Source organism: Tsuneonella sp. HG094 (assembly GCF_053819285.1).
On record NZ_JBSORA010000001.1, the window covers coordinates 1,884,530 to 1,905,797 of the forward strand.

At 66.7% G+C, this 21,268-nt stretch carries 24 protein-coding genes; 9 read left to right on the forward strand and 15 right to left on the reverse strand.

Annotated elements, in window-relative coordinates:
• Positions 1 to 16 precede the first annotated feature (16 nt).
• The 4 genes from yidD to ACWPMX_RS09550 form a co-directional block, all read right to left on the reverse strand.
• Positions 17 to 226, reverse strand: a complete 210-nt coding sequence (gene yidD / locus ACWPMX_RS09535) for a membrane protein insertion efficiency factor YidD (RefSeq protein WP_455699786.1) — start codon at positions 224 to 226, stop codon at positions 17 to 19.
• Positions 223 to 585: a ribonuclease P protein component gene (rnpA, locus tag ACWPMX_RS09540; protein ID WP_455699787.1), complete on the reverse strand. Its 363-nt coding sequence runs from the start codon at positions 583 to 585 to the stop codon at positions 223 to 225. The genes yidD and rnpA overlap by 4 nt, the downstream gene beginning before the upstream one ends.
• Before the next feature lie 174 nt (positions 586 to 759).
• A complete protein-coding gene (gene rpmH / locus ACWPMX_RS09545) occupies positions 760 to 894 on the reverse strand; it encodes a 50S ribosomal protein L34 (RefSeq protein ID WP_057884309.1) in 135 nt (44 codons plus the stop codon).
• Positions 895 to 963: 69 nt separating this feature from the next.
• Positions 964 to 1,677, reverse strand: coding sequence for an alpha/beta hydrolase (locus tag ACWPMX_RS09550; protein WP_455699788.1), 714 nt, complete (start codon positions 1,675 to 1,677; stop codon positions 964 to 966).
• Between the two features lie 134 nt (positions 1,678 to 1,811).
• Between ACWPMX_RS09550 and ACWPMX_RS09555 the strand changes: the two genes are divergently transcribed.
• The gene (locus ACWPMX_RS09555; RefSeq protein ID WP_455699789.1) at positions 1,812 to 3,320 is read left to right on the forward strand and encodes a YifB family Mg chelatase-like AAA ATPase; all 1,509 of its coding nucleotides are present in this window, start codon (positions 1,812 to 1,814) and stop codon (positions 3,318 to 3,320) included.
• Positions 3,321 to 3,407: 87 nt separating this feature from the next.
• A complete protein-coding gene (locus ACWPMX_RS09560) occupies positions 3,408 to 4,211 on the forward strand; it encodes a hypothetical protein (protein WP_455699790.1) in 804 nt (267 codons plus the stop codon).
• Here ACWPMX_RS09560 and ACWPMX_RS09565 read toward each other — a convergent pair.
• Complete coding sequence (locus ACWPMX_RS09565) at positions 4,198 to 4,410, reverse strand: hypothetical protein (protein WP_455699791.1); 213 nt, start codon at positions 4,408 to 4,410, stop codon at positions 4,198 to 4,200. The genes ACWPMX_RS09560 and ACWPMX_RS09565 overlap by 14 nt on opposite strands.
• Positions 4,411 to 4,514: 104 nt before the next feature.
• A complete protein-coding gene (locus tag ACWPMX_RS09570; protein WP_455699792.1) occupies positions 4,515 to 5,060 on the reverse strand; it encodes a winged helix-turn-helix transcriptional regulator in 546 nt (181 codons plus the stop codon).
• A gap of 165 nt (positions 5,061 to 5,225) precedes the next feature.
• Here ACWPMX_RS09570 and ACWPMX_RS09575 point away from each other — a divergent pair, with 165 nt between their 5' ends.
• A complete protein-coding gene (locus ACWPMX_RS09575) occupies positions 5,226 to 5,576 on the forward strand; it encodes a CC_3452 family protein (RefSeq protein WP_455699793.1) in 351 nt (116 codons plus the stop codon).
• An 83-nt stretch (positions 5,577 to 5,659) separates the two neighbouring features.
• Here the strand turns inward: ACWPMX_RS09575 and ACWPMX_RS09580 are convergent, their stop codons facing one another.
• The 3 genes from ACWPMX_RS09580 to galE form a co-directional block, all read right to left on the reverse strand.
• Positions 5,660 to 6,280 (reverse strand): HAD-IA family hydrolase, encoded by a 621-nt coding sequence (locus tag ACWPMX_RS09580; protein ID WP_455699794.1) that lies wholly within the window; start codon positions 6,278 to 6,280, stop codon positions 5,660 to 5,662.
• A gap of 72 nt (positions 6,281 to 6,352) precedes the next feature.
• The gene (ykgO, locus tag ACWPMX_RS09585) at positions 6,353 to 6,478 is read right to left on the reverse strand and encodes a type B 50S ribosomal protein L36 (protein ID WP_003046794.1); all 126 of its coding nucleotides are present in this window, start codon (positions 6,476 to 6,478) and stop codon (positions 6,353 to 6,355) included.
• Positions 6,479 to 6,566: 88 nt separating this feature from the next.
• The gene (gene galE / locus ACWPMX_RS09590; RefSeq protein WP_455699795.1) at positions 6,567 to 7,607 is read right to left on the reverse strand and encodes a UDP-glucose 4-epimerase GalE; all 1,041 of its coding nucleotides are present in this window, start codon (positions 7,605 to 7,607) and stop codon (positions 6,567 to 6,569) included.
• A 125-nt stretch (positions 7,608 to 7,732) separates the two neighbouring features.
• On the opposite strand from galE, the gene ACWPMX_RS09595 reads away from it, so the two are divergent.
• Both ACWPMX_RS09595 and ACWPMX_RS09600 read left to right on the forward strand, forming a co-directional pair.
• A complete protein-coding gene (locus tag ACWPMX_RS09595) occupies positions 7,733 to 8,347 on the forward strand; it encodes a hypothetical protein (RefSeq protein ID WP_455699796.1) in 615 nt (204 codons plus the stop codon).
• Positions 8,344 to 9,504, forward strand: a complete 1,161-nt coding sequence (locus ACWPMX_RS09600) for a M14 family metallopeptidase (RefSeq protein ID WP_455699797.1) — start codon at positions 8,344 to 8,346, stop codon at positions 9,502 to 9,504. Before ACWPMX_RS09595 ends, ACWPMX_RS09600 begins: the two co-directional genes overlap by 4 nt.
• Here the strand turns inward: ACWPMX_RS09600 and ACWPMX_RS09605 are convergent, their stop codons facing one another.
• The 4 genes from ACWPMX_RS09605 to ACWPMX_RS09620 all read right to left on the reverse strand — a co-directional run bounded on the left by ACWPMX_RS09605 (position 9,505) and on the right by ACWPMX_RS09620 (position 12,203).
• Complete coding sequence (locus ACWPMX_RS09605; protein WP_455699798.1) at positions 9,505 to 10,521, reverse strand: S66 peptidase family protein; 1,017 nt, start codon at positions 10,519 to 10,521, stop codon at positions 9,505 to 9,507.
• Complete coding sequence (cdd, locus tag ACWPMX_RS09610) at positions 10,518 to 10,922, reverse strand: cytidine deaminase (protein ID WP_455699799.1); 405 nt, start codon at positions 10,920 to 10,922, stop codon at positions 10,518 to 10,520. The genes ACWPMX_RS09605 and cdd overlap by 4 nt, the downstream gene beginning before the upstream one ends.
• Positions 10,923 to 10,990: 68 nt before the next feature.
• The gene (locus tag ACWPMX_RS09615) at positions 10,991 to 11,689 is read right to left on the reverse strand and encodes a glycoside hydrolase family 25 protein (RefSeq protein WP_455699800.1); all 699 of its coding nucleotides are present in this window, start codon (positions 11,687 to 11,689) and stop codon (positions 10,991 to 10,993) included.
• 19 nt (positions 11,690 to 11,708) lie between these two features.
• Entirely contained in the window at positions 11,709 to 12,203 is a 495-nt protein-coding gene (locus ACWPMX_RS09620; RefSeq protein ID WP_455699801.1) for a UPF0262 family protein, read from the reverse strand.
• A gap of 116 nt (positions 12,204 to 12,319) precedes the next feature.
• Here ACWPMX_RS09620 and ACWPMX_RS09625 point away from each other — a divergent pair, with 116 nt between their 5' ends.
• Entirely contained in the window at positions 12,320 to 13,840 is a 1,521-nt protein-coding gene (locus ACWPMX_RS09625; RefSeq protein ID WP_455699802.1) for a replicative DNA helicase, read from the forward strand.
• Between the two features lie 7 nt (positions 13,841 to 13,847).
• On the opposite strand, the gene ACWPMX_RS09630 is transcribed toward ACWPMX_RS09625, so the two are convergent.
• A complete protein-coding gene (locus tag ACWPMX_RS09630) occupies positions 13,848 to 14,999 on the reverse strand; it encodes a phospholipase D-like domain-containing protein (RefSeq protein WP_455699803.1) in 1,152 nt (383 codons plus the stop codon).
• A 92-nt stretch (positions 15,000 to 15,091) separates the two neighbouring features.
• On the opposite strand from ACWPMX_RS09630, the gene rpoZ reads away from it, so the two are divergent.
• Entirely contained in the window at positions 15,092 to 15,436 is a 345-nt protein-coding gene (gene rpoZ, locus ACWPMX_RS09635) for a DNA-directed RNA polymerase subunit omega (protein ID WP_455699804.1), read from the forward strand.
• A gap of 88 nt (positions 15,437 to 15,524) precedes the next feature.
• Entirely contained in the window at positions 15,525 to 16,595 is a 1,071-nt protein-coding gene (locus tag ACWPMX_RS09640) for a DUF3667 domain-containing protein (protein ID WP_455699805.1), read from the forward strand.
• Between the two features lie 21 nt (positions 16,596 to 16,616).
• Here the strand turns inward: ACWPMX_RS09640 and gdhA are convergent, their stop codons facing one another.
• Complete coding sequence (gene gdhA / locus ACWPMX_RS09645) at positions 16,617 to 17,972, reverse strand: NADP-specific glutamate dehydrogenase (protein WP_455699806.1); 1,356 nt, start codon at positions 17,970 to 17,972, stop codon at positions 16,617 to 16,619.
• A 201-nt stretch (positions 17,973 to 18,173) separates the two neighbouring features.
• Here gdhA and ACWPMX_RS09650 point away from each other — a divergent pair, with 201 nt between their 5' ends.
• Positions 18,174 to 21,248 carry a CHAT domain-containing protein gene (locus tag ACWPMX_RS09650; protein WP_455699807.1) on the forward strand — a complete coding sequence of 1,025 codons (3,075 nt, stop codon included), beginning with the start codon at positions 18,174 to 18,176 and terminating at the stop codon, positions 21,246 to 21,248.
• Positions 21,249 to 21,268 lie beyond the last annotated feature (20 nt).

Genomic DNA, 21,268 nt, shown 5'->3' on the forward strand with positions numbered 1-21,268 from the left:
CGTCGCTGGTGGTCTGTCAGGGCACCGGGTCGTAGCCGTGCCCACCCCAGGGGTGGCAGCGCATTATACGCTTCGCGGCAAACCATCCACCCTTGATTGCGCCGTGCTTCGTCAGCGCCTCGATGGCGTATGCGGAGCACGACGGAGCATAGCGGCACGACGGCGGCAGGATGCGACTGGGGCCGAGCTGCCACGCCCGCGCCACGAGGATGAGCAGCTGCTTCATCGCGGTTTTCGCCGGCGCGGCGGATCGCCCTTGCCCGCGGCCGCGCGCGATAGTGCTTCGGCGAGTTCCGCCGCCAGCTTCGCGAAATCGCGCTCCACCCCCCCGTCGCGGCCGATCAGCACGTGATCGTGATCGGGCAGGCCCGCATCGGGCAGCGCGGCGCGCAGCAGTTCGCGGAAGCGCCGCTTCATCCGGTTACGGACCACCGCGTTGCCGATTTTCTTGGTGACGGTGATGCCGAACCGCTTGCCGCGCCCGCCATTGGGCTGCGCGAGCAGGACGAACCCCGGCCGCGCCACCCTGATCCCGCGATTCGCCGCGAGAAAATCAACGCGCTTCTGGATGGTCGAAACCGTCATGCCGGGCGATATAGGCGACTAATACACCGAATCAAAGGCGTTGCCCTGCAGAAACGGAAACGGGCTCCCCGTGGGAGAGCCCGCAAGGCCGAACGGCCGTCCGCAGCTGCTCCGAGGCAAGGCCGAGGAAACAGCAGCGAGGACGAGCGCGCGGAGGCGCGCTCGATAAAGATATTACGCGCAGAGCTTCTTGCGACCGCGGGCGCGACGGGCGCGCAGGACCTTGCGGCCGCCGGGGGTCGCCTTGCGGGCGAAGAAACCGTGGCGACGGGCGCGCACGAGATTGCTGGGCTGGAAAGTCCGCTTCATCGGATCCTCGATAAATATAATAGCTATGGGGGCCGCCACCGCATGGCAGCCGCCGTCAGGGGCGCGCAACTATGGGAAGCCGGTCCCCAAGTCAAGGTAGGCGATGACCGGGGATTCGCTGGCGGCGCCCGCGCCCAGCCAGCCGCGCATCTCGGCGGCGTCGAGCCAGCGCGCCTCGGCGTTCGGCACTGCATTGGTCATTGCATAGAACGCCTGCGGCCGGGCCAGACCCATGTCGCGATAATATTCGAGATAGGCGCGGTTGGGTGCGGCATCGGCAGAAAAGTCTGCCGCCTCCTTGCCGTCCGAATCGCGCCATGAGTGTACCGCGAATTCCGCGCCGTCATCGATCTGTCGGGTGGAACCCGCCAGGAACAGTTCGACCGCGCCCGAGCGGACCGAACCGCCCGCCGGGACGTGCGTGGCGATCCCCTTCGCCCGGATCATCCGTCCAAGCTGCAAGTTGGCGGTATCGTCATCGGTGCCGGGGCATTCGACCATCTGGATCGTACGGATGCCCGGATGCGCCTGCAGCATCGCTTCGAACTGGCGCGGGCTGGCCGCGTCGGTCACGTCGACAAGCGCGGCGCGATCTTCGCTCACGACGCGAAACGGGCCGAAGGCCTCGCCGTCCGCGACCGCGTCGGGAATGCCGGGCACGAACCGCGCGGCACCCTCGACCTCCACCCATTCGGTCACGGTTATCGTGGCGCGCGTCTGCGCCGCCGCCGGCGCTGCGACAGCCGCGAGCATGGCGGCAAGGAAGAAGGAGGGGCGGCGCATGGCCGTATTATCGCCGCAGGGTCCTTGCCGATTGCCAAAGCGACATACTTGCAATTCGGTTGACGACACGCCCGCCGCCCTCTCGACTTCGACGCGGTTTGCCGCCACAAGCCCCTCATTAATCAGGGGGTTTCGTGGTCGCACTGGTCCGGACGGTGGCCTATCTCGGGCTGGAGGCGCGTGCCGTCGAGGTGCAGTGCCAGGTCGCGGCAGGTATGCCGCGCTTCAATCTTGTCGGTCTTCCCGACAAGGCGGTGGGCGAGAGCCGCGAACGGGTCCAGGCAGCGCTCGCCGCGATGGGCCTCTCGCTGCCGCCCAAGCGGATCACCATCAACCTGTCGCCCGCCGACCTGCCAAAGGAAGGCAGCCACTACGATCTGCCGATCGCGCTTGCACTGCTGGCGGCGATGGGTGTGACCGATGCCGAACAGCTCGGTGACTGGATCGCGGTGGGCGAACTGGCGCTCGACGGACGCATCGCACCCTCGCCCGGTGTGCTCCTCGCCGCGATCCACGCGAGCGAACAGGAGACGGGACTGATCTGCCCAGCGATGCAGGGCTCTGAAGCGCGTTGGGCGAGCGGCGTGCCCGTGATCGCCGCACCCGACCTCGTGTCGCTGCTCAACCACCTCAAGGGCACCCAGCGCCTGCCCGATCCCGCCCCAGGCGAGGTGGAGGAACCCGGCTTCGGCCCCGACCTGCGCCAGGTGAAAGGCCAGGAGACAGCCAAACGCGCGCTCGAGATCGCCGCAGCCGGCGGGCACAACTTGCTGCTCGTCGGCCCACCGGGCGCGGGCAAGTCGCTGATGGCGAGTTGCCTGCCGGGTATCCTGCCGCCACTCACCCCGGCCGAGGCGCTGGAGACGAGTATGGTCGCCTCGGTCGCGGGCACGTTGGAAAGTGGGCGCATCAGCCGCGTCCGTCCATTCCGCGCGCCGCATCATTCGGCGAGCATGGCGGCGCTGACAGGCGGCGGGCTGCGCGTCCGACCGGGTGAGGTCAGCCTCGCACACCTCGGCGTGCTGTTCCTCGACGAACTGCCCGAATTCCAGCGCGCGGTGCTCGATTCGCTGCGCCAGCCGCTCGAGATCGGAAAGGTCGACGTGGCCCGCGCCAACGCACATGTGCAGTTTCCCGCGCGGGTCCAGCTCGTCGCGGCGATGAACCCGTGCCGCTGCGGGCATCTCGGCGATCCGGCACTCGCTTGCTCAAGAGCCCCGCGTTGCGCCGCCGATTACCAGAGCAAGGTTTCCGGACCGATGCTCGACCGGATCGACCTCCACGTCGAAGTCGATCCCGTCAGCGCCGCCGACCTCGCCCTGCTGCCTCCCGCAGAGGGCAGCGCGGACGTGGCCGCGCGGGTCGCCGCCGCGCGGGCCATCCAGACGGCGCGCTTCGCCGAAACCGGCGCGCGAACCAATGCCGAACTCGACGGACCCGCGCTCGAACGCTTCGCGACGCCCGACGAGCCGGGGCGCAAGTTGCTGATGCAGGCGGCCGAAGCGATGCGGCTCTCCGCGCGCGGCTATACCCGGATGCTGCGCGTTGCGCGCACGATCGCCGACCTCGCGGGCGCCGAAACGGTTGGACGCGTCCACGTGGCCGAGGCGCTGAGCTATCGCAGGCAGGCACCCCGCGCCTGATCCGCCGCGAAGGTGGCGTTCGCGGCTGAGGGGCGGTAAGGACGCGCAGCGTTCCCTCCCGGCCCCAGAGACCGTCGCCTTCCTTCCATGATCCACGACCCGATCGCCCTTGCCGACCCGCCGGATACGGGCCCGCGCGCGCGCGTGGCGGCGTTCGACGAACGCTGGCCGGGCCTGCGCCGCCGCGCGGGTGGCATCGGTTTCGCCCTGCTGCTGGAAGTGGGGCTCCTTCTGCTCCTGCTCACGCTCGGGCAGGGGATCGTCGGCAACAAGGAGAATGTCGACACGCTGACCACGGTGGATTTCGCACCCGAGCCCAAGGTCGACGATTCCCCGATCGAGCCGCAGCAGGAAGCCAAGACCACCGCGCTCCCCCGCTCAGAGCCGATCCCCCGCCCCGAGGTGCCGACCCCGCCGCTGCCGGTGCCGCCACCGCCCGCTGCGGTGCTCAGGCCCGAGCCCGTGCCCGCGCCGACGAGCGCACCGCCCTCCCCGCCCAAGATCAAGGCGGTCATCCGCGGCGACAGCGGACCCGCCGGCCCGGCCAATCGCGGATATCCCGGCGATTCGGAGCGGATCGCTGGCAGCGGTCCCAACGGTGAACCGCTTTACGCGGCGCGCTGGTACCGCGAACCCTACCCCGAAGAATTGCGCGGCTACCTCTCGACCGCGAGCGGCCCGGGTTGGGCACTGATCAACTGCCGCACCGCCAGCGATTTCCGGGTCGAGGATTGCCAACTCGTCGACGAATACCCCGACAATGGCGGGATGGGCCGTGCGGTGCTCGGCGCGGCATGGCAGTTCAAGGTCCGCCCACCGCAAGTCGGCGGGCGCTCCATGGTCGGAGCGTGGGTGCGCATCCGCATCACCTACGACCTCAAGCGCGGCTGACGCTATCCCACCACGCAGCATACGGCGTGTTCTTCGCCAGATGGCGGTTGTAATCGGGCGTGCCGTCGGTCCACCAGGGCGGCCCACGCTCGCCGAGTGCAATCTTTGCGGCATCGACGGCCGACCGCGCTTGCCTCGTGGCGACCTCGTCGCCGCTGGCGTCGCGGACGGCGCGGCGAGCGGCCATGAGTTCGCGCACCAGGCGGTCATGCTCGGGGAGCGGAAGTCCAGGATTGGCGGCTCGCCACAACCGGCCGCGAACGACGATGTAGCGGCCGTCGGGCGTGCGCTGCGGCCTGTCGCTCAGCGCACCGCCGCGATCTTGGGCTGGCTGTCGGGGCGCGCGCGGTCGAAGCCGGGCGAGGCTTGTGCGACGGTGCCGTCCTCGCGCTTGCCGAGATCCTGAGGGCAGACGAAACGCAGGTCCTTCGGCCCAAGCCGCCGCCCATCGTGCGACAGGATCGAGGTCTCGCTAATCGGCAACCGGTCCTGCTCATCGACGAGGACCGGGTTCTCGAGAAACTCGCCGCCGTATTTCTGTCCCCACTGCCGTAACGCGACCATCGCGGGCAGCAGGTCATAGCCCTTGGCTGTCAGCCGGTATTCGATCCTGCGACGATCGTCGGCGCAGGGCTGGCGGTCGAGGATGCCGTGCTCGACCAGCTTGGCGAGGCGGTTCGAGAGAATGTTGCGGGCGATGCCGAGCTCACTCAGGAATTCCTCGAAGTGGTGTAGCCCGTTGAACGCGGCGCGGAGGATCATGAAGCTCCACCGCTCGCCCATGACCTCGAGCGCCTCGGGCAAGCCGCAGGCCGTCAATTCCTTCAGCGATTCGCGCACGTGACCCATCTGCGATCCTCTCTTCGTTATCTCGATATATGCCCCGCACCGGCAGCATGCACATAAAAACTAAGTTTCCACTTGAAACCTACTTTCTAGAGATGTAGGTAGTGATTCGCAACTGGTATCGAATCGAAACCGAATATGCCAGTGATTTGCGAAAAGGATGCGACCATGACCCTCTCCCTCCCCTCGTCGAACAAGTCCCTTGCCGTCTTCGCCGCGCTGGCGTGGACTGCACTCACCATAGGCACCGCCGTGACCCCGGCCCCGGTGCAGGCCGCGACCGGCGGCGCGTTCTACCGCGCAGAGCTGTCGACCCCGGCCGACTCCACGAATGCTCGTCCGATCGTGTCGGGCCAGGTGTGGAAGTGCAGCGGCACCGCCTGCGTATCGGGCGAAGCAACCAGCCGCCCGGCGATCGTCTGTGCGCGGATCGCCAAGGAAGTCGGCCCGCTGGCCGCTTTCACCGCCGGAGAAAAGGTCTTCGCGGCCGAAGAACTGGCGCGCTGCAACGGCAAGTAACCGTTCCCGACCACCCCCGTCCTCTCCGACCCCAGGGTGGAACTCATGGACCCTCGGCGCATCGCCGGGGGTCCTTTTTTCGTTCAGATCAGGCCGCGACGCGCGAGGTCCGCTTCGAGCGGTCCGGCTTGTGTGAAATGATGGACCTGCCACCCGAGGTCGCGCGCAGCCGCCACGTTCGCCGCGTTGTCGTCGACGAACAGCATCGCGCCGGGCGCATGGCCGAATCGCCGCGCCGCGAGCTCGAAGATCGCCGGGTCTGGCTTGGCGATACGCTCGATGCCGGAGACCACGATGTCACGCATATGGTCGAGCGGCGGGAACGTGGGGCGGAACTGGGCCCAGAAGTCGGCCCCGAAATTGGTGATCGCGTAGAGAGGCACCTCGCGCGCGGCAAGCCGCTCGACCAGCGAGACAGTGCCGGGTACCGGACGCGGGATCGTCTCGAGAAAGCGGCAGGCGTAGGCGTCGATCAGGTCGGCATGCTCGGGGAACTGCGCCTTGCGTTCGGGCACCATCTCGGCCAGCGGGCGCCCGGCGTCATGCTGAAAATGCCATTCCTCGGTCACGACGTTGGCGAGGAACCAGTCGAGCTCGTCGCGGTCGGCGATCAACTTGCCGAACAGTGCACGCAAATCCCATTCGATGAGAACACGGCCGACATCGAAAACCACCGCTTCAAGCGGTTCATTCGCATCAGGCACGCAAAAAGCCCCCGCAAACGCAGGGGCTTTCAACGTGCGACCGACCGCGACCAAGCCGCGGCGCGCGGATCATCAGCCCTGGCGGGCCTTGAAACGGCGGTTGGTCTTGTTGATCACGTAGGTACGGCCGCGGCGACGGATCACGCGGTTGTCGCGATGGCGGTCCTTGAGGGACTTGAGGCTGTTGCGGATCTTCATGATCGGACCTTGAAAAAGTTACGGCACCGGAGTTGGCCCCGATGCCGGAAAAAGCAAGCCGCGCCCCTAGTCGGAGGGGCGATTCGCGTCAACCCCGCCCCTTACCCAGGTCAGGGTCTCGCAGTTCGCCGAGTTTCTGCTCCCACGCGAGGGCGTGCCGCACGATGGTCTGCAGGTCGTCATGCTGCGGCTTCCACGGCAGGGTCGCCATGATCCGCGCATTATCCGAGACGAGGCAGCCCGGATCGCCAGCGCGGCGCGGCTCGAGTTTCCGGGCAATCTGCCGGTTGGTTACGCGGTCGACCGCATCAAGCACTTCCATCACCGAGAATCCGCGCCCGTACCCGCAGTTCAACTGAAGCGAGCGCGTCGGTTCGGCGACCAGCGCCTCGAGCGCATGGACGTGCGCCGCGGCAAGGTCGGACACATGGATGTAATCGCGCACCCCCGTCCCGTCGGGAGTGTCGTAGTCGGTGCCGAACACAGCGACGTGCTCGCGCTTCCCCAGTGCCGCTTCGACTGCGACCTTGATCAGGTGGGTCGCGCCTGCGGTCGACTGGCCGCTGCGTCCTTGCGGATCGGCCCCCGCGACGTTGAAATAACGCAACGCGCAGTAGTTCAGCGGATGGGCGAAGGTCGTGTCGGCAAGCATCCGTTCGGTCATCAGCTTCGACCAGCCATAGGGGTTGATCGGCGCCTGCGGGCAGTCTTCGGCGACCCGCTCGACCTCGGGCACACCGTAGGTCGCCGCCGTGCTCGAAAAGATGAAGTGCGGCACGCCCGCCGTCACCGCCGCATCGATCAATGCGCGGCTCTTGGCGGTGTTGTTGTGGTAGTATTTGAGCGGGTCCTCGACCGATTCCGGCACCACGATCGACCCTGCGAAATGCATGATCGCACGCGTTCCCCGCTCTGCAAAAATGCGCGCCAAAAGGCCCATATCCTCGATGTCGCCCTGATAGAATGCGACGTCGTCCGGCACCGCGAAGCGAAAGCCCGTCGTCAGGTTGTCGATCACAGCGACAGGGTACCCCGCGTCGCGCAGCGCAAGCACGGCATGGCTGCCGACGTACCCGGCACCTCCGGTCACGAGGACGGGTGTGGCGAACGTATCGAGCGCGGGAACCATGCGCGGCGCCTAGCCCAATCGTGGTAAACAAACCACTACGGTTGCCCGCCTCGCCGTTCATCGACTGGCCATGGCATCCGCGCTAAGTCCGCGAAACCACTGGGGCAATTTTCGAAGAGACCGCCATGACCAAGGCTTTCCTGCCGCTTGCCGTATTTGCAAGCCTTACGCTTGCCGCGCCAGCAGGCGCGACCGAAGTTGCCGTGACGCGGTTTCACACCACCGAATCGCTCGGGCAGGCCGCGCCCGGCCCCATCGCCGTGCGTGCGGGCGCCGGGATGGAGGTTGGCACACTCGAGACGCAGATCTGGCTCGATGCGGTTGCCGCCGCGCTCACCAGCCAGGGTTTCACTGTCGTGCCCGACGCCGCCCGGGTTGCGGAAGTTTCACTCGACCAGGAAGTGATCCGCACTGAAGCGGCCCGCTCTCGTTCAGGCGTGAGTGTAGGCGTCGGAGTCGGTTCAGGCGGCGGCGGATGGTACGGTCGCCGTAGCGGTGTGGACCTCGGCGTCGGTGTGGGCTTCAACCTCGGCGGCAATCGCTCGGGCAAAGTGCTCGACAGCCGGCTGGCTGTGACGATTCTCGCTCCCGGCGGCGCGCACGCGTGGGAAGGCCGCGCCGAAGCGAGCCCGCGTACGCGGTCGAAGGACGCCGAGATGCGCCCGCTCGCCAACGAAATGGCGGCGCGGCTTTTCTCCGGCTTCCCAGGCGAATCGGGAGCGACTATCGGGGCGCGATGATTGCACCCGAAACCAACTCCGCCGACATCCGCATCGACAGCCAGTTCGACAGCGGCAACATCGAAGTCCTGAGCATCGACGGCGCCACCGCGCGCCTGGCGATCCCGGCCGATCACATGAGCGAATTCCGCCAATGGTTCCACTTTCGCGTGACCGGTGCGGCGGGCCGTGAAGTGACGCTCAAGATCGTCGACCTCGAGACTTCGGCCTATCCGCAAGGATGGCCGGGCTACCGCGCCTGCGTTTCGGAAGATCGCGATTTTTGGGGCCGCGCCGACACGACGTACGACAAGGCGGCCGACGGCGGCACGTTGACGATCACTTATACTCCCGCCAGCGACATCGCCTGGTTCGCTTACTTCGCGCCCTACTCGATGGAACGCCACCACGACCTCGTCGCCGAGGCTGCGTCGAGCGAGGGCGTGACCTATCGCCACCTCGGCACCACCACCGACGGGCAGCCGATCGACTGCCTCGCGATGGGCGACGGCGACACCCAGGTATGGCTCTACGCCCGCCAGCATCCGGGCGAGAGTATGGCCGAATGGTGGATGGAAGGCGCGCTCGAGTGCCTGACCGATCCCGCCGACCCGGTAGCCCGCGCGCTGCGGCAGAAGTGCCGCTTCCACGTCGTGCCCAACGCCAATCCGGACGGCAGCCGCCGCGGGCACCTGCGCACCAACGCGGTCGGCGTAAACCTCAACCGCGAGTGGCACGAGCCGACGACCGAAAAGTCGCCCGAAGTGCTCGCCATCCGCAGCGCGATGGACGAAACCGGGGTCGATTTCGCAATGGACGTCCACGGCGACGAAGCGATCGCCGCGGTGTTCCTTGCCGGGTTCGAGGGCATCCCGTCGTGGACCGATGCGCTGGGCGACAAGTACTACCGCTACCAACGCATCCTAGCCCGCCGCACGCCCGATTTCCAGACCGCCAAGGGCTATGCCGTCGCGGCTGCCGGAACCGCCAACCTCAGCATGAGCACCAACCAGCTTGCCGAACGCTTCAGCGCCTGCGCGATGACGCTGGAGATGCCGTTCAAGGACAACGACGACCTGCCCGATCCGGCGCAGGGCTGGAGCCCGGAACGCTGCAAGATGCTCGGCCGCGAATGCCTCGCTGCTCTGCTGGAGTGGCTGGACGACGACGCGGGCTGATCAGCCGACGATCGGCTGGAGCAACCGGATCGTCCGCGCGTCGGCGTCGAGTTCCACTTCCGCGCCCGAGGGCAGGCTGAGCTGGTTCGATACGTGGCCGACGTTGGCGCCGGTGAACGACGGGATGCCGAGCGGTCCGAGGTATTGGTCGACGATCTGATCGATCGTGAACCCGTCATAGTCGGGCGCAGTCGTGGCGCAGCTCGTGCACTGGCCGAACACGACACCCGCGAGCCCGTCGAGCGCGCCAGCGAGGCGAAGCTGCTGGAACATCCGGTCGACGCGGTATTCGGCTTCGTTGACGTCCTCGATGAACAGCACCGCGCCCTTGAATGAGGGCATCCACGGCGTGCCCATCAGCGTCGAGACGATCGTCATGTTGCCGCCGAGCAGCCGCCCGCGCGCTTTGCCACCGTGGATTGTGCGTCCCGCGCGGCCTGTCGCCGCCTCTCCCTCGGTGCCGCCAAGAACGGGGCGCGCACCGGCAAAGGCGAGCTGCCACAGGCTCTCCCAGCTCTGCGGACGCCAGCTGCTCGTAGCATTGCCGCCGTGGATGGTCGCGAAGCCCGCCTCTTTCGCATAGGCAAGGTGGAGCGCGGTCACGTCGCTGTAGCCAATCAATAGCTTGGGGTCGCTGCGCACGGCGTTCCAGTCGATCAGCGGAAGAATACGCGCCGCGCCCCAACCGCCGCGCACCGCAAAGATCGCCTTCACCTGGCTGTCGGCGACCATCGCGTTGAAATCGGCGGCGCGGTTGGCGTCGGTTCCCGCAAGGTAGCCATCGCGATCGCCGGCATGCGAGCCGAACTTCGGCACCAGCCCCATCGACCGGATCCAGTAATCGGCCCGGTCGAGCCCGTCGTCGGTCCCCACCGCACTGGCCGGCGAAACGAGGCCTACGGTGTCGCCGGGGTTGAGAAACGGCGGCTTGCGCACCGGCTTCGCATCGGCAGTTGCGGCGAGCGGCGCGGCTGCGAGCGCACCTAGCCCGCCGAGTGCCCCGCGGCGATCGATCACGCGAGGCTCGCCGGGCCGAACGCGTGCGGCAGCAGCTCGCTCATGCGGACCGTGCGGACCTCGTCGGGGCCGACGCACAGCACCTCGGGATCGGTCCCTCCGAGCTGCGCGAGCTCGTTGAGCACCTGTCGACAACGCCCGCAGGGCGTGATCGCATCCGCGCCCGGCCCCGTAACCGCAACCTTGACCAGCCCCCCGCGCACCCCGTCCGCCATCGCCTTCGCGACCGCGACCGTTTCGGCGCAGAGTCCGAGGCCATAGCTCGCGTTCTCGATGTTGGTGCCGGTGACCAGCGAGCCATCGGCGAACAGCAGCGCCGCGCCCACGGGGAAGTTCGAATAGGGGGAATAGGATTGTGCGGCCGCTTCTCGTGCAGCGGCGATCAGGTCGGCATCGGTCATGCCGCCTTCCTAGCCCGGCCGTGCGCGCAAGCGAAACCCCCGACCACGCGGCGGGGCATAACCGGCGGTTAGCTCCGCACCACGACCCAGCGCAGCGGCGCTTCGGACGCATCGCTCGCGAACCCCTCGTTCGCAGTCCACATGAGCCACGGACGCCCGGTGTAGCCCGGCTCGCGCCAGGTCCCGACGGTCCACAGGTTGCGTTCGATGCGGGTGGCAAGGCCATAGCGATCCTCAAACGCTCTCGAAACCTGCAGGATCGCGGGCTTCCCCGCATGCGCCTCGACCTGATTAATGAACGTCATGAGTTCGCTCTCGACCTCCGCCTCGCCGACGTTACCGGCGCATTCGTCGGCCGTACGGTCGAGCGCAATCGCGGGGGGCAACAGGTCGCCGCCGCGCGGCACGAGAACGACGAAGTTCGCCGATTGGCCGTCAGCCATCGCGCATGGATCGAAACGGTGGACCGCTCCCACGCGCAAGCCTGCCTCGCGCGCCGCAGCGAGGTTGGCGGCGAACGCGGGATCGCGCCGCGATCCGTCGCTGGCATCGAGATAGACGAACGTCGCGCCGAGCGCTTTCAGCGTCTTGAAGTGGACCGGCCCATCGGTAGCCGAAACTTCCGCTCCTTGGTCGGGATAGGCAGCGAGATCGGGCGTCCAGTGGCGCAGCTGCCACCAACCCCACCCACCTGCGATCAGCGCGACGAGCAAGCCTGCGCCGAGCGCACGCGCGCGCCAGCCGATGGATTTCCTCTTACGCGCCACGAATCACGACCCCTGCCTGTCAGCCCTTGATATGGAGCACGCAGATCAGCGTGAACAAGCGCCGTGCGGTGGGATGATCGGTTTCCACCTTCCCCTCGAGCCGTTCGAGGAGGAGGTCGGCGGCATCGTTGTGGATCGCCCGCCGGGCCATGTCGATCGTCTCGATTTCCGCAGCGGTCGCCTTGCGGATCGCCTGGTAATAGCTGTCGCAGATCGCGAAGTAGTCGCGGATCGGTCTGCGGAACCTTGCAAGGCCGAGGATCAGCGTTTCGAGGGGAGTCCCCCCCTCGTCTGCGATCGTCAGCACCAGCCGCCCGTCCTGCACCGCGAGCCGGAGGTCGTAGGGACCCTGTTGTCCCGCCTCGACCGGGCGCACCGGCTTGAACACGTTGTCCTCGATCAGGTCGTAGATCGCGACTCGTCGTTCCTGCTCGATGTCCGCGCTGCGCCAGAGGATCGTGTCCTCGTCGAGCGCGATCTTCGCGATCCGCCAGCTATCCCTGAGCGCGTCCATGGCGGGGCTGCTTTCGCAGAAGCCAAGGGGATGGGGCAAGGGTTTCCACAAGCCTGTCCGCGATCCTCTGGCCGAAGCCGCTTCCGTCTCATCGCGGCTTCGCGCATGAGGCGCCCATGGCTTCGACCGACCTTCTCCTCCGCCCGGAAACCACAAGCGATTCGCCCGCGATCCGCGCCCTGCCCGCGAACATCGAGGCGGAGGCCGCGTTCATCGGCGCGGTTCTTATCGACAATCGCGTGCTCGAGGAACTGCCCACACCGCTGCGCCCGCAGCACTTCTTCGAGCCGGTCCACCAGCGCGTGTTCGAGCGGGTGATCACCCTGCTCGATCGCAACGCGGTGGTCACCCCGGTCACGCTCAAGCCCTATTTCGAGACTGACGAGGCGCTGAAGGAACTGGGCGGGATCACCTACCTCGCGCGGCTCACGGCCGATCCGCAAGGGCTGCTCGCCACGCGCGAACTGGCCGAACAAATCTACGACCTCGCGCTGCTGCGCGAACTGGTGACCGTCGGCCGCAACCTCGTCGAAGGCGCGCTCGACACCAGCGATTCGGTCGCGCCGATGGAACAGATCGAGGCGGCCGAGGCCGCTCTGTTCGAGGTGGCCGAAGGTGCGGCGACCAATTCAGAAGCCTCCACGTTCGGCATGGCGACGACCAAGGCACTGCGCCAGATCGAAAAGGCGATCGGTTCGGGCGGGCACATCGCCGGCACCACGACCGGGTTCGTTTCGATCAACGACAAGATCGGCGGCCTGCACGATTCCGACCTTGTCATCCTCGCCGGGCGCCCGGGCATGGGCAAGACCTCGCTTGCGACCAACATCGCCTTCAACTGCGCCGAACGAATGCTGCGCGACACCCGCGACGGGATTGCGGCAAAGGAATCGGTCGGCGCCGGGGTCGCATTCTTCAGCCTGGAAATGAGTGCCGACCAGCTCGCGACCCGTATCCTGGCGGAGACCGCCGGCATCTCGTCTTCGGCGCTACGCATGGGCAAGCTATCGCGCGACGAGTTCCAGCAGCTCTCTTTCGCCAGCCAGAAGCTCGCCGAGCTGCCGCTCTACATCGACGATACCCCCGCGCTCACGATTGCGGCGCTGCGCACCCGCGCGCGCCGCCTCAAGCGCAAGCACGACATCGGGGTGATAGTTGTCGACTATCTCCAGCTGCTGCAGGGCACGGGCCGCGCGAATGACAACCGCGTGAACGAGATTTCCGAGATCAGCCGCGGCCTCAAGACCCTCGCGAAAGAACTCGAGCTGCCAGTGATCGCGCTCTCGCAGCTCAGCCGTGCTGTCGAGCAGCGCGAAGACAAGCGCCCCATGCTGTCGGACCTGCGCGAATCGGGCTCGATCGAACAGGACGCGGACATGGTTTGGTTCGTCTATCGCGAAGACTATTACGTCGCCGCCCGCGAACCGAAGGTTCCGCAAGCCGACGACGACGCCAAGGTTCACGACGCACACAACGCCTGGGCATCCGAAATGGAACGGGTCCACGGACTCGCCGAACTGATCATCGCCAAGCAGCGCCACGGCTCGACCGGCAAGGTCCGCCTGAAGTTCGAGCCCAACATCACCCGCTTCTCCGACCTCGCCGACGATGGCCGGGCGTATTCGGGTTACGACTAAAGGGTTCCTATAGCCCCAGGTTCAACCGCCGGCTGACGGTATAGTCGACCACCGCGACGAGAAACCACGAGGCGTTCCAGCGCACGCGGTTGAGCAGGCCCGCGCGCTTCTTGTGTTCCGACGGGGTGATCTTGTCCGAGGCTTCGAGGTGCTGGCCGATGAATTCGCTCAGCCGGTCGGCCAGCGCGCTGTCCTCGACGCGGACCATGACCTCGAGATTGAGGAACAGGCTGCGCATGTCGAAATTCGCGCTGCCGAAATAGCTCTTGTCGTCGACGACGATCAGCTTTGTGTGCAGCTTGCACGCCATGAATTCGTAGATCTTCGCCCGTCGCTTGAGCAGGTAGTCGTAGAGCGAGCGCGTGGCGCCGATGGTCGCGCCGTTGTCGCTCTTGCCCGCCAGCACGAGCCGCGCGCCTTCGCGCCGGGCAACGCGGCCGATTGCGCGCAGCGAACGGTTGGCGGGAGAGAAGTAGGCCATGATCATGTCGAGCCGCTTGGCGCCCGACAGGTCGCTGCGCACGCACCGCGCCCAGCTCGACAGGCCGCGGGTCGGTCCGCCGATAAGGACTTGCACCGATCCGTTGCCGGGTTGCCATTCGCGGATCAGACGGCGCATTTGCCGCCAGGTCGCGCGATCGCTGCGGGTCCATTCGTCGATCAGGTCGAACCATCGCGAAAGGTCATCGACCGCCGCCCCTTCGAGCACGATGCCGAGGTCGCTCCAACCGTTGAGCGCGGGCGGGGCAAAATAGCTGTCCTCGACGTTGAAGCCGCCGATCATCGCGGTGCGCCCGTCGATGATGACGATCTTCTGGTGGTTGCGAATGAGATAGCGCTGGTTCCACCGCGGCGAGAAGCAGCAGAAAGTGCCGCCCGCAGCGACAAGGGAGGCGAAGAACTCCTTTCGGGCGTCGGCGCCGAAGCCGTCGATGATGAGATGAACTTTCACACCGCGCTTCGCCGCCGAGGTGAGCGCGTCACGCACGAGAACCCCACTCGTGTCTTCGGCAAAAATGTAGAAGCACATGCGGATCGAGCGCGTGGACCGCTCGATAAGGTCGATCAGGGCGGCAAGCCGATCCTTGCCCGCAGGATGGAATGTGAAAGTGTGCCCCTGCGCTTCGACGGTGAACGGCGGCGGGTCGGTATAGTCCATCGCCCATGTGCCTAGTGGCATTTCCTTGACTTGGCGAGCCGTCCACCCTAGGTGGCGCGCTTTCCTGATAACCCGTATTTCCGGAGTGCCCGATGGCGCGCGTTACCGTCGAAGATTGCGTCGACAAGATCCCCAACCGTTTCGATCTCGTCCTGTTGGCCGCGCAGCGCGCCCGCGAGATTTCGGGCGGCAGCGAGCTGACCATCGATCGCGACCGCGACAAGAACCCGGTCGTCGCCCTGCGCGAGATCGCCGAAGAGACCGTGGGTCCCAAGGACCTGCACGAATCGGTCGTGGTCGGACTGCAGAAGATCCTGCCTGACGACGAGGACGAGGCGGACGAGATCGGCAGCCTCAGCCAGTCGGCCGAAGCGCTGCGGATTACCGCCGCCGCCCCGGCCCGCCAGACTTCGGTCGGTGGCGACTACGACGGCTGATCGCGTCGCTTTTTGATTTTCGAGAAGGCCGTCCTTCGGGGCGGCCTTTTCTTTGTCGGTCGTCGATCCATCGGTTATAGCACCGGCAATGACGGGGGATCTGGGCGAAATCGCCGCTGGACTGGGCGACGTGGGGGTCGGGACGGCCACCGCGCGCGCGCTTGAACCGAACGCCGGTGAAGCGACCGAAGGCCACACCCATGAGGCCGCGTGTCTCAACTGTGGCACCCCGCTTGTGGGCCCGCACTGCCACGAATGCGGCCAGCGCGGCCACGTCCACCGCACCATCAGCGCATTCTTTCACGACCTGCTCCACGGCGTGCTCCACTTCGAGGGCAAGACCTGGCGCACGATCCCGCTGCTGGTGTGGAAGCCCGGCAAGCTCACCCGCGAATACATCGACGGGAAGCGCGCGAGCTATGTCAGCCCGATCGCGCTGTTCCTGTTCGTCGTGTTTCTCAGTTTCGCGCTGTTCAACGCGCTCGGCAGCGGTGCTTCCGTCGAACCGGCAGTCGGGCTCGACAAGGCCGAGACAGCGTACGAATCGAACAAGGCCCGGATCGCCGAACTCGAGAAGCGCCGCGACGCCGCCTCCGGCGAGGAGCGCACCCGGATCGACGGGCAGCTGAGTTCGCTCAAGGACGACCAGCAGGCGCTCGGACAAGTGCTCGGCTCTGTGTCTAGCGAATTCAAGGACGGTTTCGGGGAAGGCATGGCGGTCAACCCGATCCCGAAAGACAGCAGCCTCGGCAAGGCGATCACGGAAGTGCGCGAGAACCCCCAACTTGCCATCTACAAGGCGCAGACGAGCGCGTACAAATACAGCTGGATGCTGATCCCGCTGAGCGTGCCGTTCGTGTGGCTGCTCTTCCCGTTCAGCCGGCGCTTTCGCGGGTACGACCACACTGTCTTCACGACTTACTCGATCACCTTCATGATCGCGCTCGTCGCGGTGGTCAGCCTGCTGTTCTACTTCGGCGCGGCGAGCACTGGCGGACTGCTGCTGTTCTACGCCCCGTTCCACATGTACCGCCAGCTACGTGGGACTTATGCTCTCGGCCGGTTCGGCGCGATCTGGCGGATGCTGGTCCTCAGCATTTTCGCCTGGGTCGCGATCGGCCTGTTCGCCGCAGTCATCGCGTGGATGGCGGGGCACTAGGGCACCGCCGTTCCACCCCCCTCAGACCACGCCAAACGCCAGCATGGCATCGGCGACTTTCTTGAAACCGCCGATGTTTGCGCCTTTCACGTAGTCGATATAGCCACCGCCCTGGTCGCCGTATTGCTGGCACGTGCCATGGATGCCCGACATGATGTCCTTAAGCATCTGCTGGAGCTCGCTTTCCTTCCATGCGCGGCGCTCGGAGTTCTGGCTCATCTCGAGGCCCGAGACCGCAACTCCGCCCGCATTCGAGGCCTTGCCCGGCGCGTAGAGCAGCTTGGCGTCCTTGAACACATGCACCCCGGCAAGGTCGGTCGGCATGTTGGCGCCTTCGCTCACCGCCTGGCAGCCGTTGGCCACGAGAGTCTTGGCATCCTCGCCCAGCAGTTCGTTCTGCGTCGCGCAGGGCATCGCCACGTCGCACGGCACGCCCCACGGGGTCTTGCCGGAGTGAAAGGTGGCACTCTTGAAGGTGTCGCAGTACTCCTCGATCCGGCCCCGGCGGTGGGTCTTGTGGGTCTTCACCCAGTCGATCTTCTCTTGGTCGATTCCGTCGGGATCGTGGATGAAGCCGCCCGAATCCGACAGTGTCAGCACCTTGCCGCCGAGCTGGACGATCTTTTCCGCCGCGTGCGTCGCCACGTTGCCCGAACCCGAGATCACCGCAGTCTTCCCCGCGAGGTCCTGCCCCTTGGTCGCGAACATCTCGGAGAGGAAGTAAACCGCGCCATACCCGGTCGCTTCGGTCCGGATCAGCGAGCCGCCCCATTCGAGCCCCTTGCCCGTGAGCACCCCGGTGAACTGGTTGGTGATGCGCTTGTACTGGCCGAACATGTAACCGATCTCGCGCCCGCCTACGCCGATGTCGCCCGCCGGCACGTCGACGTCGGCACCGATATGGCGGTAGAGCTCCGTCATGAACGACTGGCAGAAGCGCATGATCTCGCGCACGCTCTTTCCCTTGGGATTGAAATTCGACCCGCCCTTGCCGCCGCCCATCGGCAGGCCGGTGAGGGCGTTCTTGAAGGTCTGCTCGAAGGCGAGGAACTTGAGCACGCTTTCGGTCACGCTCGGGTGGAAGCGGATGCCGCCCTTGTAGGGACCGATCGCGTTGTTGTTCTGCACCCGCCAGCCCCGCTGGACGCGGACGTTGCCCGCATCGTCTTCCCAGCAGACCCGAAAGCTGACCACACGGTCCGGCTCGGCGATCCGGCGCAGAATCTGGGCTTCGTGGTATTGCTCCTTGTCGGCGATGAAATCGAAGATGTCTTCGGCCACCTCCTGCACGGCTTGGGCGAATTCGGGCTGGTGCGGATTGCGGCGCTTCACGCCTTCCATGAACTGGTTGAAATCGACGTGGTCGGAAACGGCCATGATGCACCCCTCGGTGGTTGACGCGACTCGACCCGAGTTCTTCTCGATTGGCACGAAGACAGACCAAAAGGCCGCCGACTGCAAGCATCCGCTTGATTTGTCCTCGCTTGTAGAAATGCGCCCCTTGCCCTGCCCGCCGCCATGGCGCAGGATTCGCGGCCAAAGGGGCCCTCGGAGTCGCGATCGAGGAGGGAAGTCTACGTGAAGCTTGCACTTGTTCGCTTGGCGGTCGCCGTTGCGGCCGCTCTCGGGGCACAGGCCGTGGCCGCGCAGTCGGTCGCGCCGCTCGCCGCCGAGCGTTTCGCTATCGGAAATGCGGGCTCGCTGTGCGAGGCGCAGGGTGTCCGGCTGGGGGCCGTTCGCGGTTCGCTGTGGGACCGCAAGTGGGCGCTCATCTGCCGCGATGTCACGCGACCGGTCGGCACGGCCTACAGCTGGCGGGGAGCTCGGAACGCCCTTGACCTCGTTGCGCGCGACCGCACGAGCGTCCTCGACTGCGGTGCGCCGACGGTGGCCGTCGGCGCGCCATCGGGGGCGACTGTGCGAACCTGCCTCGAGGCCGGCAGCGGGCTCGAATGGAAGAGCTACCAAGTCGCCAGCGGCAACCGCACCACAGTGGTCGAAGGCCTCGCCGCGTTCGACAGCGCGCTGAAGCTGGCACTAGCGAGCATTGCCGAAAACCGCGTGGTCCCTGGAGCCGTCGATATCGTCACGACTGGCGGCAGCGGATCGCTTGCGCTCGCGCGAGCCAGTCTCGGCGAGACGGACCTGCTCATCGGCCAAGGGTATCGCCAGAACAACGCCGGCGATTTCTCGAGCGCCGAGGAATATTTCCGGCCCGACCTGATCGCCACCGCGAGCGGATTCGCACAGGATCCGGCCGCTGCCGCGCTCGCCCAGCACGAGGTCCTGGTCAACCGCGCACTGCAACTATCGAACATGGGGCGATATCTCGAAGCGGGCCGCGTGTTCGAGACCGCGCGCGGCATGGAGCTCCGCGACCCGATCCAGTCGCGCCTGCTCAGGAATTTCGAGGCGATCGACGCGATCAACCGCGGCGACCTTGCGGCCGCGCGAGCGATCCTCGAGCGTCCCGTGCCCGAACTGGTCGATCCGGTAACAACAGCTGACGGATCGGTGCAGATCGACCGGGCCATTTCCAACGGCCTGAACTCGGGCATTTCCGCCGGGCTGACCGATGCGATCGCACAAGACACGCGACTCACGGCCACCGAGCGCGCCTCGATCATCGATGCGCAGGCTCGTCAGCTTGCAGCGACCGCCGACCGGCTCGAGGGTAAGCCCGCCGACGCGCTTGCCGCGCTGACCGATGCCCGCCAGCGGATCACGGCGATCCGCGAAGGGCGAGTGCTCTCGACCGCCCGGCTCGAAGCTCAACTCATGAGCGAAATGGCGCTCTCGCACGAGGCGCTCGGCCAGAACGCCCAGGCCGAGGGGTTGCTGCGCGAAGCCCTCGCGCTGACGCAACTTCGCTATCCCGAGACCGCGTCGGTCAGCGCCGCGCAGGCGCGTCTCGCTGCATTCCTCACCCGCCACGGGCAGCAGGGTCAGGCGCTCGAACTCTACAAGGGCATCGTCGCCGATACCGCAAAGGATCGGTCGGCGCTTGTGGGGCTCGAGAACCAGCTCGTTCCTTATTTCGACATCCTTGCCGCAGGCGCGTCGAACGATCCCACGCTCGCCGCCGATATGTTCGCGGCCGGCCAGCTGATCGAGCGGCCCGGCGCTGCGCAGACCCTCGCGCAGCTTTCGCGCAGGCTCGAGGCAGGCGATGGCGAGGCATCGGACCTGTTCCGCCGCGAAACCGCGGTCCGGCGCGAGATCAACCGCCTCAGCCTCACGCGCGCGCAGTTCGCCGCGCCCGGCGCGACTGCCCCCGACGCCGCCACTCTGGCTGAGCTCGACGCGCGCCAGCAGCGACTCGAACAGAGCCAGGTCGAGCTTCTCGACAAGCTGTCGGCCTATCCCGCCTATCGCTCGCAGGCCCGCGAATACCTGACCGCTTCCGACCTGCGTGGCTTGCTCCGCCCGGATGAAGCCTACCTGCAAATCGTCGAAGTCGGCGACGCGATGTACGCCGTCTACCTGTCCCCCACCCGGTCGAGCGGCTGGAAAATGCGTGCCAACGCCGGGGAGGTGGCCAGGCTGGTCGGCGCCCTGCGCGACAGTATCTCGGTGACGGTCGGCGGCGTGGTTGCGACATATCCGTTCGACGTCGATACGGCGCGTACGTTATTCGGCGACTTGTTCGGCCCGGTCGCGGGTGACTTGGGCCAGGTGAAACACCTCGTCTTCGAACCCGACGGCGCGCTGATGGAGCTGCCGGTCAATCTGCTGGTCGCCGACCAGTCGGGGGTCGACGCCTACCATGCGCGGGTCAAGGCGGGCGGCGACGAATACGACTTCCGCGGCCTCGCCTGGCTCGGCCGCGGGCGGGCGATCAGCACAGCGCTATCGCCCTCGAGCTTCCGCGACGCGCGTGCCGCGCCGGCATCGAAAGCCGGGTCACTCTATCTCGGGCTCGGCCAGAACCAGCCGCTTGGCCCTGTGAGCCGCGCTTCGCTGGTCCGCAGCGTCGATGGGATGGGAACGGACGAAAGCTGCGCGGTACCGCTTGCCGCATGGAACCGACCGATCTCGGCCGAGGAACTGGTGTTCGCCAGTCGTGAGCTCGGCCAGGGCCGCGCGGAAATCCTGACGGGCGCGGCGTTCACCGACACCGCGATCCAGGCGCGCAGCGACCTCGATGCATTCCGCATCGTCCATTTTGCCACCCACGGCATCGTCACCGCGCCCAAGGCATCGTGCCCCGTGCGACCGGCCCTGCTCACTTCGTTCGGCGGCCCCGGCTCGGACGGCTTGCTCCAGTTCGGCGACATCTTCGAGCTGGAGTTCGATGCCGACCTTGTGATCCTGTCCGCCTGCAACACCGCGAGCCTTGCCGGACTCGAGACAACGCAATCGGCAGGTGTCGAGGGCGGCGGCGGGCAGGCACTGGATGGGCTCGTCCGCGCGTTCATCGGCGCAGGGGGGCGGCAGGTCATCGCCAGCCACTGGCCCGCGCCCGACGAATTCGGCGCGACCAGGCGGCTGTTCGAAAGCTTCTTCGACGCTCCGCAATCACTCGGCGTCGGCGAGGCGCTACTTGCCGCGCAGACGAAGCTGATGGACGATGCCGACACTTCGCACCCCTTTTACTGGTCGGGCTTCGCTCTGATCGGCGACGGGGAACGCGCTCTGTTCCACGGGAACTGATCGGCCGATCGGACTGACCA

Coding starts and splice junctions, on each gene's coding strand:
- rpoZ (WP_455699804.1), top strand. CDS start 15,092: ATGGCGCGCGTTACCGTCGAAGATTGCGTCGACAAGATCCCCAACCGT.
- cdd (WP_455699799.1), bottom strand. CDS start 10,922: ATGACCGATGCCGACCTGATCGCCGCTGCACGAGAAGCGGCCGCACAA.
- ykgO (WP_003046794.1), bottom strand. CDS start 6,478: ATGAAGATCCGCAACAGCCTCAAGTCCCTCAAGGACCGCCATCGCGAC.
- ACWPMX_RS09550 (WP_455699788.1), bottom strand. CDS start 1,677: ATGCGCCGCCCCTCCTTCTTCCTTGCCGCCATGCTCGCGGCTGTCGCA.
- yidD (WP_455699786.1), bottom strand. CDS start 226: ATGAAGCAGCTGCTCATCCTCGTGGCGCGGGCGTGGCAGCTCGGCCCC.
- ACWPMX_RS09620 (WP_455699801.1), bottom strand. CDS start 12,203: ATGGACGCGCTCAGGGATAGCTGGCGGATCGCGAAGATCGCGCTCGAC.
- galE (WP_455699795.1), bottom strand. CDS start 7,607: ATGGTTCCCGCGCTCGATACGTTCGCCACACCCGTCCTCGTGACCGGA.
- ACWPMX_RS09625 (WP_455699802.1), top strand. CDS start 12,320: ATGGCTTCGACCGACCTTCTCCTCCGCCCGGAAACCACAAGCGATTCG.
- rnpA (WP_455699787.1), bottom strand. CDS start 585: ATGACGGTTTCGACCATCCAGAAGCGCGTTGATTTTCTCGCGGCGAAT.
- ACWPMX_RS09630 (WP_455699803.1), bottom strand. CDS start 14,999: ATGGACTATACCGACCCGCCGCCGTTCACCGTCGAAGCGCAGGGGCAC.
- ACWPMX_RS09575 (WP_455699793.1), top strand. CDS start 5,226: ATGACCCTCTCCCTCCCCTCGTCGAACAAGTCCCTTGCCGTCTTCGCC.
- gdhA (WP_455699806.1), bottom strand. CDS start 17,972: ATGGCCGTTTCCGACCACGTCGATTTCAACCAGTTCATGGAAGGCGTG.
- ACWPMX_RS09560 (WP_455699790.1), top strand. CDS start 3,408: ATGATCCACGACCCGATCGCCCTTGCCGACCCGCCGGATACGGGCCCG.
- rpmH (WP_057884309.1), bottom strand. CDS start 894: ATGAAGCGGACTTTCCAGCCCAGCAATCTCGTGCGCGCCCGTCGCCAC.
- ACWPMX_RS09640 (WP_455699805.1), top strand. CDS start 15,525: ATGACGGGGGATCTGGGCGAAATCGCCGCTGGACTGGGCGACGTGGGG.
- ACWPMX_RS09595 (WP_455699796.1), top strand. CDS start 7,733: ATGACCAAGGCTTTCCTGCCGCTTGCCGTATTTGCAAGCCTTACGCTT.
- ACWPMX_RS09570 (WP_455699792.1), bottom strand. CDS start 5,060: ATGGGTCACGTGCGCGAATCGCTGAAGGAATTGACGGCCTGCGGCTTG.
- ACWPMX_RS09600 (WP_455699797.1), top strand. CDS start 8,344: ATGATTGCACCCGAAACCAACTCCGCCGACATCCGCATCGACAGCCAG.